16 protein-coding genes are annotated in these 14,429 nt (G+C 48.7%); 5 read left to right on the top strand and 11 right to left on the bottom strand.

Annotation, left to right across the window (positions count from 1 at the left end):
• Window positions 1–50 precede the first annotated feature (50 nt).
• On the bottom strand, window positions 51–326 hold the full coding sequence (locus PBA01S_RS01480; protein ID WP_016312116.1) for a hypothetical protein: 276 nt from the start codon (window positions 324–326) through the stop codon (window positions 51–53).
• Between the two features lie 169 nt (window positions 327–495).
• Between PBA01S_RS01480 and PBA01S_RS01475 the strand changes: the two genes are divergently transcribed.
• On the top strand, window positions 496–1,728 hold the full coding sequence (locus PBA01S_RS01475) for an aminopeptidase (protein ID WP_127575141.1): 1,233 nt from the start codon (window positions 496–498) through the stop codon (window positions 1,726–1,728).
• A gap of 59 nt (window positions 1,729–1,787) precedes the next feature.
• On the opposite strand, the gene PBA01S_RS01470 is transcribed toward PBA01S_RS01475, so the two are convergent.
• From PBA01S_RS01470 to PBA01S_RS01460, 3 genes are all read right to left on the bottom strand, one after another.
• Window positions 1,788–3,068 carry a hemolysin family protein gene (locus PBA01S_RS01470; RefSeq protein WP_174844448.1) on the bottom strand — a complete coding sequence of 427 codons (1,281 nt, stop codon included), beginning with the start codon at window positions 3,066–3,068 and terminating at the stop codon, window positions 1,788–1,790.
• A 322-nt stretch (window positions 3,069–3,390) separates the two neighbouring features.
• Window positions 3,391–3,834 carry a spore coat protein GerQ gene (gene gerQ / locus PBA01S_RS01465; RefSeq protein ID WP_016312113.1) on the bottom strand — a complete coding sequence of 148 codons (444 nt, stop codon included), beginning with the start codon at window positions 3,832–3,834 and terminating at the stop codon, window positions 3,391–3,393.
• A 43-nt stretch (window positions 3,835–3,877) separates the two neighbouring features.
• Window positions 3,878–4,300 (bottom strand): cell wall hydrolase, encoded by a 423-nt coding sequence (locus PBA01S_RS01460; protein WP_016312112.1) that lies wholly within the window; start codon window positions 4,298–4,300, stop codon window positions 3,878–3,880.
• Between the two features lie 265 nt (window positions 4,301–4,565).
• Here PBA01S_RS01460 and PBA01S_RS01455 point away from each other — a divergent pair, with 265 nt between their 5' ends.
• Window positions 4,566–5,888: a phytoene desaturase family protein gene (locus tag PBA01S_RS01455; RefSeq protein ID WP_028537611.1), complete on the top strand. Its 1,323-nt coding sequence runs from the start codon at window positions 4,566–4,568 to the stop codon at window positions 5,886–5,888.
• A 134-nt stretch (window positions 5,889–6,022) separates the two neighbouring features.
• Here the strand turns inward: PBA01S_RS01455 and PBA01S_RS01450 are convergent, their stop codons facing one another.
• The 5 genes from PBA01S_RS01450 to PBA01S_RS01430 all read right to left on the bottom strand — a co-directional run bounded on the left by PBA01S_RS01450 (window position 6,023) and on the right by PBA01S_RS01430 (window position 10,054).
• On the bottom strand, window positions 6,023–6,442 hold the full coding sequence (locus PBA01S_RS01450) for a DUF2500 domain-containing protein (RefSeq protein ID WP_028537610.1): 420 nt from the start codon (window positions 6,440–6,442) through the stop codon (window positions 6,023–6,025).
• 202 nt (window positions 6,443–6,644) lie between these two features.
• Complete coding sequence (locus tag PBA01S_RS01445) at window positions 6,645–6,839, bottom strand: hypothetical protein (protein ID WP_016312109.1); 195 nt, start codon at window positions 6,837–6,839, stop codon at window positions 6,645–6,647.
• 204 nt (window positions 6,840–7,043) lie between these two features.
• A complete protein-coding gene (locus tag PBA01S_RS01440; RefSeq protein ID WP_255315263.1) occupies window positions 7,044–8,339 on the bottom strand; it encodes a WD40/YVTN/BNR-like repeat-containing protein in 1,296 nt (431 codons plus the stop codon).
• A gap of 64 nt (window positions 8,340–8,403) precedes the next feature.
• Complete coding sequence (locus tag PBA01S_RS01435; protein WP_085278587.1) at window positions 8,404–9,489, bottom strand: polysaccharide deacetylase family protein; 1,086 nt, start codon at window positions 9,487–9,489, stop codon at window positions 8,404–8,406.
• A 223-nt stretch (window positions 9,490–9,712) separates the two neighbouring features.
• Window positions 9,713–10,054, bottom strand: coding sequence for a darcynin family protein (locus PBA01S_RS01430; RefSeq protein WP_127575139.1), 342 nt, complete (start codon window positions 10,052–10,054; stop codon window positions 9,713–9,715).
• A 241-nt stretch (window positions 10,055–10,295) separates the two neighbouring features.
• On the opposite strand from PBA01S_RS01430, the gene PBA01S_RS01425 reads away from it, so the two are divergent.
• A complete protein-coding gene (locus PBA01S_RS01425) occupies window positions 10,296–11,222 on the top strand; it encodes an L-lactate dehydrogenase (RefSeq protein ID WP_127575138.1) in 927 nt (308 codons plus the stop codon).
• Between the two features lie 162 nt (window positions 11,223–11,384).
• On the opposite strand, the gene PBA01S_RS01420 is transcribed toward PBA01S_RS01425, so the two are convergent.
• Complete coding sequence (locus PBA01S_RS01420; RefSeq protein ID WP_127575137.1) at window positions 11,385–12,626, bottom strand: MFS transporter; 1,242 nt, start codon at window positions 12,624–12,626, stop codon at window positions 11,385–11,387.
• Window positions 12,627–12,644: 18 nt separating this feature from the next.
• Complete coding sequence (locus tag PBA01S_RS01415; RefSeq protein ID WP_016312104.1) at window positions 12,645–13,100, bottom strand: CBS domain-containing protein; 456 nt, start codon at window positions 13,098–13,100, stop codon at window positions 12,645–12,647.
• Between the two features lie 164 nt (window positions 13,101–13,264).
• Here PBA01S_RS01415 and PBA01S_RS01410 point away from each other — a divergent pair, with 164 nt between their 5' ends.
• Together PBA01S_RS01410 and PBA01S_RS01405 are read left to right on the top strand one after the other, a co-directional pair.
• Window positions 13,265–13,702, top strand: coding sequence for a MarR family winged helix-turn-helix transcriptional regulator (locus tag PBA01S_RS01410; RefSeq protein WP_016312103.1), 438 nt, complete (start codon window positions 13,265–13,267; stop codon window positions 13,700–13,702).
• A gap of 55 nt (window positions 13,703–13,757) precedes the next feature.
• Window positions 13,758–14,426, top strand: a complete 669-nt coding sequence (locus PBA01S_RS01405) for a spermine/spermidine synthase domain-containing protein (RefSeq protein ID WP_016312102.1) — start codon at window positions 13,758–13,760, stop codon at window positions 14,424–14,426.
• Window positions 14,427–14,429: the final 3 nt, after the last annotated feature.

The raw sequence follows: 14,429 nt of genomic DNA, 5'->3' as shown, positions 1-14,429 counted from the left end.
GGTTTATTCCTCCTCCCCCACTCTTCCGCTATCCAACGGAAGTCAACGGTTTAAGCCTCCGGCAGCGTATCCCACGCAGCATCCAACAAGGTATCAAACAACTCGTCGTCCTCTTCGATCCGTTCGTCAACGGCAAGGAATTGCTCCTCAATGCCCGGTTCGTTGGCATAATGAAGGCTGTAATCCCAATCCGTCCCCTTCTCACTGTAGAAGGTAATTTCATAAGCAGCCTTATGCGAGCTTACTTCGAAAATAGTCTTGCCGATGTAGGAACCATCCTCCTCCCGGCGCATTTCTGCATGAACAATGGTCAATTCGTTCATCATGTACGTAACTCCTTTTTATGGGACAGTCTCTTTGCAATATCGTACCATGTTTTGGGGGAATATCAAATGTAGAAACGAAGGATCGCCATCGCGCGGCATTCCAATTTTGCTGGCAAATGGTGTATGATTAAGCATGTAATTAATTCCTAAAGTTTGGAGGAACCCGTAGATGTCCGATTTTCAAAAGAAACTGGAAAAATATGCAGAACTCGCTGTCAAAATTGGCGTTAACGTTCAACCCGGACAAAATCTAATTATCAACACGACCATCGATAGCGCGGAGCTCGTCCGTCTTATTGTGAAACAAGCCTATGAAGCTGGCGCTCGCTTCGTTAAAGTTAACTGGAGCGATGATGTGGTCACCCGTCTTCGCTATGATATGGCTGCCGAAGAATCCTTTCTGGATGAACCGAAATGGTATGCCGGCGAGATGTTGGAATACGTAGAGAACGGTGCCGCGGTGTTGCATGTCATCTCCTCCGACCCTGACCTGTTGAAAGGCGTGTCGACGCAACGGCTCACCAATCATCAGAAAGCATACGGCAAAGCGATGAGCAAGTACCGTGAAATGCAGATGTCCGATAAATTCAGCTGGTCGATCGTAGCTGTACCTTCCAAGGCATGGGCAGACAAAGTCTTCCCTAACCTTCCTGAAGAAGAACGTGTACCCGCGTTGTGGGAAGCGATCTTCCGTACGGTTCGCCTGGATCAGCCTGACCCGATCGCGGCATGGCAGCAACATATCGAGAACCTCACGCAAAAATCCGATTACTTAAATGCGAAACGCTACAAGAAGCTGCATTATAAAGCACCAGGTACCGACCTGACCATCGAGCTGCCGGAAGGCCATCTGTGGGTCGCTGCTGAGAGCATCAACGCCCAAGGTAACACGTTCCTGGCTAACCTGCCAACTGAGGAAGTGTTCACGGCTCCGCTTAAAACAGGGGTAAACGGCACGGTCTCCGCGACAAAACCGCTGAGCTACCGCGGCACGATCATCGACCGGTTCTCGTTGACGTTTGAGAACGGCCGAATCGTGGATTACAAAGCCGAAGTAGGTGCCGATGTCCTTAAACAGCTCGTGGAGCTGGACGAAGGCTCGCATTACTTGGGAGAGGTGGCATTAGTACCGCATAACTCTCCGATCTCGCAATCCGGTATTCTGTTCTACAATACACTGTTTGACGAGAATACCTCCAACCACTTGGCCATCGGAAATGCCTACGCGTTTAACCTGGAAGGCGGCAAATCAATGTCCCAGGAAGAACTGGCACAACGCGGGTTGAACTCCAGCTTGGCGCATGAAGACTTTATGGTTGGATCCGCAGAGATGGATATTTTCGGCATCACGGCAGACGGCAAAGAAGAGCCGATCTTCATTAAAGGCAACTGGGCATTCTAATTGAAAAAACAATAAAACCGGATGCTCTCGATCCAAGAGAGTCATCCGGCTTTATTTTATTAAGCGCCCGCTTCTTCCAACGGCAAGAGCTGCTCGCGAATAAGCTTGACGCGAGAGATTCGTTTGTTGTCGGTCTCCTCCACCACGTACGTGATTCCGCCATATTCTACGGTTTGCCCGACCTGCGGAGGCAGGATATCGATCCTTGAATATAACCAACCGCCAATGGTGTCATAGTCGTCGGAATCCAGCTCCAGGCCAAATCGGTCATTGATGGACTCGATCAGCATAAGCCCGTCGATCGAATACACATTCGTGTCCAGCTGCTCGATGCCAGGACGTTCTTCATCGAACTCATCCTGAATCTCGCCCACAATCTCCTCGACAATGTCCTCCAACGTCACCATCCCAGAGGTCCCGCCGTATTCATCGATCAGGATCGCGATTTGCGTCCGTCCCCGCTGCATGCGCTTCATCAAATCACTGATCGGAATCGATTCCGGGACGGCCATAATCGGACGTATTAGGTCGCGGAAATTCCGGTTTTGGGAGCGGATCAGATCTTTAATATGAATAAATCCGATAATATGATCTTTATCATGATTGCAGACAGGATAACGTGTTCTTGTACCTTCCAAGGCGATTTCCAGGTTCTCTTCCAGCGAATGCTGCGTATACAAACAGATCATTTCTGTTCGGGGGATCATAATCTCCCGGGCGGTTGTATCAGCAAACTCAAAAATATTGTCGACCAGCGACATTTCCGTACTATCGATCAAACCGCTCTCGCTGCTTTCCTTCATCATCACACGGATTTCTTCTTCCGTGTGCAGCGAGTCCTGCTCCGTTACAGGCGCAATGCGAAACAGTCGCAAGAGACCGGCGGAGAGCCCGTTTAACAGCCAGATGAACGGGTACATCAACCGGTAAAAGATGCTCATCGGCCAAGCGAGCCATAACGTAATGGTCTCGGCTTTACGGACAGCGATCGTCTTGGGGGCCAACTCTCCCAGCACGATATGCAAAATGGCGATCAAGAGAAACGAAACGGCTAACGAAATGATAAAACCCGGCCTTTCACCCAAGCCCATCATCTCAAACATCGGCCCTAAAATACGGGCAACGACAGGCTCGCCAAGCCATCCAAGCCCAAGCGAACTGAGGGTGATCCCGACCTGACAGGCTGACAAGTAACCGTCCAGCTTGCTTAACAGCTCTTTCGCGATTTTCGCGCTCCTTCGCCCCTCCTCAGCTAACGCCTCGATGCGGGAGCTCCTCACCTTCACAATGGCAAATTCAGCCGACACAAAAAGTCCGTTAAGCAACACCAATAACACCATGAATCCTACGGAATAAAGACTCGGTAAAGGGTCACTCAATACGTTTCCTATTCCCGCCGATCCGGCGGCGAATAGGTGCACCTCCTTCGTGGATTAAAATCATCAATATTCAATTGCATTCGATATGAGAAAGACAGCTTTAATTTCCCAAGGGATTCATCTCCTTTATTTCCAAACCGTTACATTCGATATATGAATTCTTCTTAATTATATTATTATACACTACACAGTCAAACGCTGCGGTATTCCTAACGAACAGGCGTGGCAGGCTGGAAAAAATAAAAAAAGGCCCCCTTGAAATCCCAAGGGAACCAGAGTGCGCTTATCGAGTTGGCGGCGGGGATCCAATCACACCAGGATATTGATAAATCAACGGCTCGTCAAACGTCGCGTAGTCGAAATTGACCATCAGCAAGACGGTCCGCACGCCGGTAACCGGATCGCTAATAATGATATGATCGCGACCAGCCGCTTCCAGCACACCTTTAAAGACTTTAGCGTTCCATTCGCTGTTGTTCTCGTAGGTCATGTAAAACGTGCCAACTTTGCCCAAATTCAGACGGAAAATATTTTCAATGTAAGATTGCTCATACACCTGCGTCGGCATTGGCATCACCATTCCGGTGGGCGTCATCGGGCTTCCGCTGGATACTTGCGGCGGCATGCCAGTTCCGGTTGTCTGCGGATATCCGCCTCCCATCGGCATCATCGGATAAGTACTTTGGCCCGCAGGATACGCAGCTGGCCGGAATTGTTGAGTAAACATGAATTCCATTCCTCCTCAAAATTAATCAAGCGATACGATAGAGTTAATAGACGGATGGACAGTCTTGCCCGGATGGAGCAAAGAAGCAATGTGCCTTATATCGGCCGGTATTTTGTTGGTTATACCAAGTGCCAGGACAATCACCCGTTGGCCTGAAGAACCATAACGCATTCGACGCGGGCCAAATTCGTTCCCCGTTAATGACACGTTGGGCCAATTTGATATCCCGGTCGCGTGCGCGTTGATAGAAATACCCCTTGATCGTTGCTTCGAATCCGCCTGGACGTTGAAACACCATCCGATTCATGTCGCGAACATCCCGAAAGTCCAAGCAATCTGCCAAGATTCGGTTCACGCCGACATTGCCGACCATCAACATCCCTTGTTCGCCTTCTCCTTCCGCTTCTGCGCGCATCAGGCGCGCCAGCAGCTTCACATCTTCGGAGTTCGCTTTAATGACGGCCAAGTTGGGTCCTCCTCCCTCTCTGCTGAACGGTATATCTTATGTGCATCTGCCTATTTTGGTGCTAGAAGCTGGTAAAAATTCGGTGTCAAGGCGAGGAGGCAAGGTTTTATGTGAATACGGTTACAATCTTGAACATTTCGTGTCTATTTCTATGGACGCGCTTACATGAATAGCATATACTGTAGTTAAATAATGTTTTTTTATACGGTTTTGCTGGTTTGTTTATAAAACGGTTGCTTCATTATACCTTTTAGGAGGTTACCTCATGAAAATCGCGATTATTGGCGGCGGCCTGGCCGGGCTTACGGCTGCTGCATACTTGTCGGACAACGGCAATACGTCTGGTACCGTGTTTGAACGGAGCCCCCAGCTCGGCGGACGGGCTTTCACCTATGAGAAATCGGGATTTACTTTGAACTATGGAGCACACGCAGTGTACGGCATCGACAGACATACGCTCCATGCGATGGAAGAAGAGCTGCATTTGAAATTCCAGAGCAAACAGGTCGATAAACGTAAAGTGATGTACGCTAAGCACGGACGGTTAACCCCTGCCCCGCTGGATTTCGTAAACATTATGAAGACGAATGTGTTGACTCCTATGGAGAAAGTCCGGTTTGTCGCTGAAATCGCGGCCGTGATCGGTAACATCCATCATTTGAAGCAGTATCGGACGCTTGGCGAATATTTGGAGCATTCCCACGCCTCGGCAGACGTGAAGGAGTTGTGGGAGCATCTCGTGTGCTCCAACTTCTTTATTACACCGGAGGAAGCTCGCAAAGTGCCGGGTTCTGTCATCTCCGAGTACTATCATAACCTCTTCCTCTCCAGCCGACCGGTCAGCTACATTCTTGGCAGTTGGGCCACAATTACCGACCAACTGATCAATAAAATCAAAGACAATGAGTCTTGGGAGATCGCAGTGAAGGAGCCGGTCGAATCAATTACGATGGAAGACGGGAAATTCGTGTTAAACACGAAGACCAGACAGCAGCTTGTGTACGATCAAGTGATCTTCGCCATGCCAGTGCAGCAGGTAACTAAACTGCTGGAGGAAACGCCTTGGGCAAGTGCACTGGATCCGTACAAGAACAACACCTCAACCGAAGTGCTTGTTTACGATGTTGGCTTCTCGAAAGTCGTTGCCCGTCCGTTCCACTATATCAGCGACATCGATCATAAAATCTTTATCAGTGACGTCTCTGCCACAGATTTCACGGTGGCCCCTGTTCATGGCCAGTTATTGCAAGGTATCGCTTACTTGAACGATGACTTCCCTGATGAGGAGCAGAAGAAGCAATACCTTGAACAGAAAACCCAGCAAATGGAAGCTCTCTTTGATACGTACTATCCAAATTGGCGCGAGTTTGTTGAAGTCAAACGCGTGTCGAAGAAAGCGATGGTAGCAAGCGTCAAAAATATTTACACCAATCAGCTGCTGCCTAACCGTCTGGCAGGTGTGCCGTTCTTCTTCTGCGGCGACGGCTGCCAAGGGAAAGGTGAGTTAGCTGAACGCGCCTTTTCCAGCGGCCGGGCTGTAGCTCAGATGATCCTGGAACAAGCGAATACCAAGGCCTTATCCATTTAATCCAAACAAAAACAGAAGCGTACACAACAGTCGGGATCGTCCGACGTATTGAGACGCTTCTGTTTTTTTGCTGTATTCCAATCTTACTCTGCCTGCCTTTCCTGTAATTATCGTGTGTCTTTCCTTCTTCTCACTTACCCGGAGCTATGAAATTTTCGGTATTCCTGCAGCTCAGTCCGATAGGTGCGAACAGACCGCTCGAACCCATGGTAACGACGGCCTTGGAAGGTCAGCTTGCCTTCGTCTCCTTCCGCACATTGTCCGTATTCCACGCCCGACACAGCAAACTCCAAACGATCACCGCTTTCGACCTCAAAGGTCATATAATACTTCGTGTCAGAACGGTTCACCGAGGTATCGGTGTCATGGCGGTGGCTGACCTCGGTCCGTTTTCCGACGATAACGGAATGGACGCTGAGTACAGGCTGCCGATGGTTTCCAATCGCGCGAAGAAGCCCTCCTGCTGCTGTCGCAGCCAAAATTCCGACGATGACAACAAACAAGATGGGCAGCGCCGTTTCCACTACCCCAAACATTTCCGTCCACGACTGCATCGCTTATCCCTCCTTCGAGAGGTTGCTCCGTACCGCTGTTCTCTCCTTTCCCCCTAAGTATATGCGGTCCCGAAAAAAACTTGTTATTCATCCTGTCCGGAAAATATGCCACTCTTGTCCAAGATATCTGAGAGAAAAGAAAAACCTCCGATTCGTAGTTATGAATGGAGGTTATTATGGTGTGAAACCAGAACGATCTATCTTAAGCATAGTACTCAAACATCAGTTGACGGGTCTCTTCAGCGCCATCGGCTTCCATTTCGAATGCTTCGTCAAGTCCTTTCTCTGCCCAACAAGCTTTGCAAGCTTCTTCTGTCGTGCATAGATGAGCATCTTCACAGGTGTAGCAGAACTGCAGGTAATTACGGGTTACAACCTCTTCTTGAACAGTTTTCATAAGGCTCCACTCCTATCATTATGGGAGCGTTCGCTCCGATTTTGACTTGCCTGTGATTGATCTTCCTTACAAGTTAAATATATCACAAAGTCTGGAGATAGTACGTGATTTATTTCACAATATAATGAACATGATCATCCTACTTATTTTTTATACAAAAAAGCATGGCTCTTACGCCATGCTTGCTTACAACCTTCGTTTCGTTTATAACACCTGCCAGGTTCGTCCCCCATCCTTCGTTTGCATCAGGAGCGAACGCTTCTGATTCTCTTGGGCAACGAGCAGCCACCCCACTCGGGAATTAAAGAACTGAAGCTTCACAATTTCAGGGTAGTCGATCATCGTTTCAACCAATTTGTTGCTTACCGGCAACGGCTCCCAGCTCGCGCCTTGGTTTAGCGTATGATAGACGGTTGAATCTAATATCGTCCAACCTTCGTTACGCGTCAGGAAAGTCGGGGCCAGCTTCTCGTTTAGGCCGGTTTGCCAGGACAACTGAAACGGCGCTAAAGTCCAGGTGTTGCCGGCATCTTCCGTAAAGTAACCATTAAACTTAGTGGAATCTCCCCGGCTGCAGCCCACAGGTATCCACCCCTCTCGCACGCTGCCAGAGAAGAAGGATACAGGTCCAACTGTAAAGCTGTCGCAGGTTTTATACTTGTCCGGATTAAAGAAATGATCGTTTTGAGTCCAAATTAATCCACCGTTCTGAGTCGTATACAACGTTGGAAGTCCTTGATTGATTTCGGTTACAAAACCATGCAGCGGGCTCGTAAAGGCCATCGAAGTTTGCGTCCCAGGGATTAATAAAGGACTGTCCTTGTTCTCAAGCAGCAGTTGCATCGGATCCGTCCCTCCAAGCAGAACTTCAAAGGTTTGGGCCCCGTCATCCGTCTCATATAAAGATCGTGTTTTATTCTCTCGCACATTGCCCTCAGAGAGCAACCATCCATGATCCGGATCGGCAAAGACCATCGCCTTCACTTCCCCTGTTCCCGGGAACGAGGTCACCTTCCAAGTGGTTCCGCCGTCGGTTGTACGGAGGACAATCGTGTCTCCGGAACCGGCAGAATTGCGCACGATAAAGCCATGATTCGGATCTAGAAAAAAGATATCCTTGCCATACTCCGGCGTCGTAGCAAACGGTACGGAGGCGGCAGGTGAGATGTTCGTCCATGTTTTGCCGTTATCTGCTGTAATATAAAGTCTCAGCTCGTTACGCGTAATCCCCCACGCTAATCCCGTCGTTTCACTGAGCAATTGAAAATCGGTGAGACGGGTTTGAATCTGGTAGCGGTTATTCGTGTTCTCCGCCGGAGCGGCGGCAGGATTCCCCTGGTTCTCGGAAGCTGCAGGATTGATTACAGTAATCGTTTGTCCATCATCCTCAGAAGGCTCGTCTAGTACCGGAGTGGCAGCCGGAGGCGGCTCTGAATTGCAAGCCGTCAGAAGCAGCACCATACCCAGGGCGGTTCCGGCAATCTTAAGCCATAGGCTCAACCTGAACCACCTCGCTTTCTGCAGTTAGATATGCTTCATTATAACATACATGTTTTTCTCACCGTTACAATCGGGGGTCGTTCCCAAAGTTAACTGAGAAATGCTGATTGGGTTTATAGACAGCGAAAGCGTACCCTTTACTCTGTAAATATTCGATAACTTGGGGCAAAACCTTTACCGTCTGCGCCTTCTCATGCATCAGAATAACCTCAGTATCCCGGTGCGTTTGCCGCTTCACTTCTTTCAGAATCGTGCTTGGGCTGTTCGGGTATTTCCAGTCCATGGAATCGACTGTCCAATCCCACATCTTAAATCCCGCTTCCGCGATATCGCCGCGGAATTTCTCACCGATCTCCGGTTTGCTGCCATAAGGCGCACGAATCAAGGTTGGTGAAGTGCCGGTAAGCTTCTCCATCAGCTTCTGTTCCTTCGTAAATTCTGCGATGAAGTTCGTCGACCCTTTGCCATTATATAAAATCTTCTTGTTGTGCGTCATGCTGTGCAAACCTATGTAATGTCCTTCCTGCAACACCTGGTTTACGATTTTCTCATTTTTGCTTACCTGATTCCCAATCATAAAGAAGGTCCCATGAATCTGATAATGCTCTAAAATATCGAGCAGCTGCTCCGTATACTTGCTAGGTCCGTCATCAAAAGTCAGATAGATGACTTTGGGCTTTACAGTCGTTTTTGACTGATTACTCTGCTGTGCTGGAGATTTTGCTTCGACCTCAGGTAGTACAGCTGGCGGAGCAGGTGCCCGTTCGGATTCCGCCTTCTGGGAAGCACCTTCCTCCTGGCTTGGAGTCCCCTTCGGCTCCGCTTGGGTGTTATCTGGTTCTGACGGAGTGCTGTTTGAATCTGCCGGTGTAACCGTTGGCTCCGTCGTTTGCTGTGAGGACGCAAGATTAACGCTCTGTCCCTTCTCCGTTTCCCCTGCAGATGCCAATTTTGCCGGGATGACCACCTGGGTTGGTGATTTATGCGGAAGGGATCCGTTGATCATCGGGGTGACTGCTACCGCAGTCAAAGCAAGGGATGATGCCGTCAGCACGAGAGCAGCTGTGATAATCAGTCTCGTACGTCGAATCATTTTGGAATGTGCGTTACGCTCTCCATGCTTGTTACTTCGTTTCCCGTAAGGCGACATCTCATTCACCGGATTCCTCTCTCTCTTTTTCTATTTAATAGAATAATATAAAGTGAGAGTTTCGTCCTTACAGAATCGTTAATCGCTGGTTACAATGTGATAACAACTTTCAAAAAACGACTCTTAGTTAACATAACAATATTTATGTTTATAATTGAAAGGGAACATAAGAAAACCGCCTTCCATTAGAAAGCGGCTCATTGGATGTAAAATCCGATATTATCTATTCATCCTTCTTCAACACTTCTGACTCATAGGACTGAAAAGCATTTTCCAAGCCGATGATCACATCTTTGATCTTCATATAACCTCTGGTATACGGAATAGAATCTCGGATCTCTTCCCACAAATAATGGTACTTGCGCATATCGTCAGTCTCACATACGGCGAAATCCGTATAGTCCTTCCCAGGTAATGCTTCTGCATCGAAAAAGCGAACCCTCACATGCGGATGATATTTATCGATAATCTCTTGTAAACCCCCCGCATACTTCCTGCGTTCCTCTCGTGGTAATGCCAGCCAAGAAGGGTAAAATTCCAATAACACAATCATCATGTAATGCACTTGAAGTCCCACCTTAATTTAGAAAATGATTGTGCTTATTTTATTATTTAAAATGCGAACATTCCAGATTTTACTTTAAATTTAGAACTTTCTTCGGGTACAATGGTTGTAACCCAAATACATAACGCGCTTTCATTCTATGATGAAACGAAGCGCCCTGAAGTGCTTGCATCCTGAAGGTTAAGAAACCCACCAACGGTGCAAGCTAAAGCATGGAGAACACGACGAGGAGATGAAAAACATGAAAAACAAGATGAGTTCCAGCCGGGTTGTCATTATCGGCACCGGAGCAGTTGGTGCAACTACCGCTTATACGTTGCTCTTAAGAGAACGGGTGTCCGAGTTAGTCTTGATCGACGCCAATAAGGAGAAGGCACTGGGCGAAGCCCTGGACATGAACCATGGTCTTCCCTTCACTGGTGGTGTAAAGCTATGGGCTGGAGATTACAGCGATTGTGCGGAGGCTGATGTCATTGTTATCGCCGCAGGCGCTTCTCAACGTCCAGGCGAGACGCGGATCGATTTGCTCAAACGAAATGCCGTTATTTTCGACAGCATCATTCAGAATATTGTGAAATACAATAATCACGGCATCATTCTCGTAGCAACGAACCCCGTCGACATTCTGTCCTACGTTACATTGAAGAAAAGCGGATTCCCGTCCAACCGTGTCATCGGTTCCGGTACCCTGCTGGACAGCGCGCGTTTCCGTTACCTCATCGGACAGAACAAGAAAATTAACCCACGCAGCATTCATGCTCATATCATCGGCGAACACGGGGATTCCGAGGTTCCGCTCTGGAGCTTGGCGAATGTCGCCGGCATCGGCTTGGAATTCTCTGATGAAGATCGTGAAGAAATCTTCAATAATACGAAAAACGCTGCATACGAGATCATCAACGCCAAAGGGGCTACATACTACGCGATTGCGCTGGCGTTAGACCGCATCATCGTCTCGATATTGCAGAACGAAGGCTCCGTTCTGAACGTCTCGACATTGCTGACGGATTATAACGGTGTCTCCGATGTATACCTTGGGGTACCGAGCATCGTTGACCGCTCCGGCGTCCGCGAAGTACTGGATTTGAATCTGGACAATGAAGAGTTAACTCGGTTCCATGCTTCGGCAAATAAGTTGAAGGCGGAAATCGCCAAGCTGAATCTGTGATCCTCCCCGCATAAAATGCAAAGAACGTCCGGACTGCTTATTTGCGGTCCCAGACGTTCTTTTTTGCATTTATTTCATCTCGTTAATCATTATAATTCATTAGGTTAATTTATAAGCTGGCTGATCTCTGCACCGGTCTGCTTCGCATATTCTGTCGCTGGATCAATGCCCCGCCTTCAGCTCATCAACATGTTTCACATGCTTATGGTTTAGGGCAATAAAAATTACCGACAACAGGACGAAACCTGCGCCAACGAGGAACGGGACATGTGGATTAAACCACTCGGCCAGTTTGCCTGCCATAAACGGTGCGACCGCTCCGCCCAGAAAACGCAGGAAGCTGTAGGCAGCCGATGCTGTGGAACGCTCAACAGGTGCCGCGTTCATAACGGCTGTTGTGATCAGTGTATTGTTATTCCCCAGCACTGCCCCGGCGGCAATGACAGCTATGATAATCACCCATTGGTGGTTTGTCCAAATGCCCATTACAAGCATCATCAGTGTGTAGAGGAACAGCATCACTGCCATCGATTTTACCGTACCAAACTTCTCCTGCAGCTTTGGTGCAGTAAATACGGAGGTGATCGCCAACAAAATCCCCCACGCCAAGAACACATAACCTAGTCCATGTTCATCCAGCCCCATCACGAAGGGAGCATAAGCCATCAGCGTAAAGAAACCGATGTTATAGAAGCAAGCAGTTAATCCGAACACCACTAGCGAACGATGACGCATGGCCAGAAACGGAGCCGCCAATGAAGTACGAGATGCCTTTGAGCCGGTACTTGCGGACGAATTAGGCATGAGGGTGCTAAGTCCAATGAAGGCGATCACCATCAGCGAGGCGACCCCAAGAAACGGTCCGCGCCACGACACCGCACCGAGCCAACCGCCAACGAGCGGGCCAACCGAGATGCCGAGACCTACTGCAGCTTCGTACAAAATGACCGCTCTGGCCGTCCCGCTGCCGGATAATGTGACGATGGCCGACAAGGCGGTAGCGACAAACAAGGCGTTTCCAAGTCCCCAGCCGCCGCGCAATCCGATGATTGTCCAGACATTACCAGCTAATCCGCCAAGCGCGGAGAAGACCGCGATCAAAATGATGCCAGAAAGCAAGGTCCATTTCATGCCAATGCGTGAAGAAAGTGTGCCTGTAATTAACATTGCGACTGCCATGACAGCATTATAGCTGGTGAACAGTAACGTCACCTCGCTGGGGGTTGCGTTCAAACTGTTCGCGATCGCCGGCAGGATCGGATCAACCAATCCGATGCCCATAAAAGCGATGATCGCGGCAAAAAAAACAGCCCAAACGGCCTTGGGTTGTTTGATAAGACTCGCCTGCTCGAGTTCTAAACGCTCCTTCGTTTCTGCGTACTGAATGGTGTTTGATGATGACATAAAGACTCCTTTCCCGGGTTATAAAAATGATTTAAAGGAATGCCTGATCACATCTCCCCGACTGATAATTCCAACAAGCACTCCGTTGCGTTCGACCGGGAGCTTCTTAATCTGTTTCTTCCCTAAGATCGCCGCAATGTTCTCAATTTCCTCATCCCACGGCACGGTGTAAACTTTCTTCTTCCCGATTTCCATGACGTTGAGATCAAGCAGGCGCCGTACACGCTGTTCAAAATCTTCATGGTCTCCTTTAAACACAGCAACGTAATAAATTGAATCTACCACAACGTCGCGATGTTTACCGATGTAACGCATAATATCGCCATCACTAATGTAGGACACGATCTCATTGCGTTCATTAACGATCGGAAGTCCACTGATCCGGTATTCCATGAATCGTTCAATCACAGAACGTACCGTATCGGTCTCTTTGACTTTGTAAACGTGTTTGATCATGATCTCATGCGCTTGCATGGTTATCCCCCTCATGTAATTGTATTATACAACTATATAAATTGTTGTCAATTGCTTGAATGCATAAAAGCGCTTTCTGTTCAGGCAGCCCGCATTCATTTAATTTCCTCTCCATTCTATGATACGATAAAAATATCCTATCTGGCTGTGAGGTATTTAAAATTATGGATGACAAATCACTAGAAGCAATCGAACTGGAACTCGCCATCCTTTATCGACGGATGACCACTGTAACGGCTTCCCGCAAAAACGGGAATTTAGACCGTGCCGCATATCTGTTACTACATCGGATCCATGATCAAGGTGCGGTAGGTGTCAAAGCTTTGGCCGAAGAATTTCAATTAGACATCTCAACCGTCAGCCGCCAAGCAGCGGCTTTGGAACATAAAGGCTATGTCCGACGAATCCCGGATCCAGCGGATCGTCGCGCCTTCTTCATGGAGATCACGGAGCTCGGCCTGAAGGAGTTTACAACTTACAAGGCCAACCGGTTAGCGCGGATTCAAGAACTGCTTGAAGACTGGCCTTCGGAAGACACCGTGTCGTTTGCTGCTTTGTTGCAAAAATTTAATCACGAACTGATGAAATTAAAATCGGAATAGCGCGGCATATAGTTAACATAATATTTCTTGCGTCAACTTATAGGAGGTTGCTCTGATGAATCATATCGATTTGCCTGTTGAAATCATCGAACGTGCCCAATCCCCCCGTGGGGAAATTCAACTCCAACGTCGCGGCGAGGAGTTCGAGATTATCAGCAACGGCACCTTTCTGATGGCGACGTATAACGGTGAGTCTGAGCGCTTGCTGGTCCGCCGCGCGTTAGAACTCGTGCCCTCCCCCGAGAAGGTGCTGATCGGCGGCTTAGGGGTTGGATTCTCGCTGCAGGAAGCCCTTCTCGATCCGCGCGTAAAGGAAGCAACCGTAGTGGAGATTGAAGACAAGGTAATAGAATGGAACCAGGCCGTGTTGGCGCATGTGAACGATCGTGCCTTAACGCATCCGAGAACACGGTTGATTCATGCAGATCTGGTCGCCTGGATTCGAGAAACGATGGAGACCTTTGATCTGATCTGTCTGGACATTGACAACGGTCCGGATTGGAAAGTGTTTGACGACAACGCTTCATTATACGATGAAGCCGGTCTGGCGGCGCTGCAAAGCCGGCTGCGTCCCGGCGGCTGCCTCTCCTTCTGGAGTGCTACCCCTTCCCCGGATTTCGCCCTTCGGCTCAAGGAGGCGTTCGGAGACGTAGAGATCCGTGAGGTACCGCAAACCCACGGGGAGCCCGATTATATTTTCTATGTCCGTGGATCTCACTGCTAAGTC

This window comes from Paenibacillus barengoltzii NBRC 101215 (assembly GCF_004000745.1).
GTDB lineage: Bacteria > Bacillota > Bacilli > Paenibacillales > Paenibacillaceae > Fontibacillus > Fontibacillus barengoltzii.
Note: the sequence above shows the minus strand (reverse complement) of the source record. Positions and strands in the feature narration are given on the sequence as shown.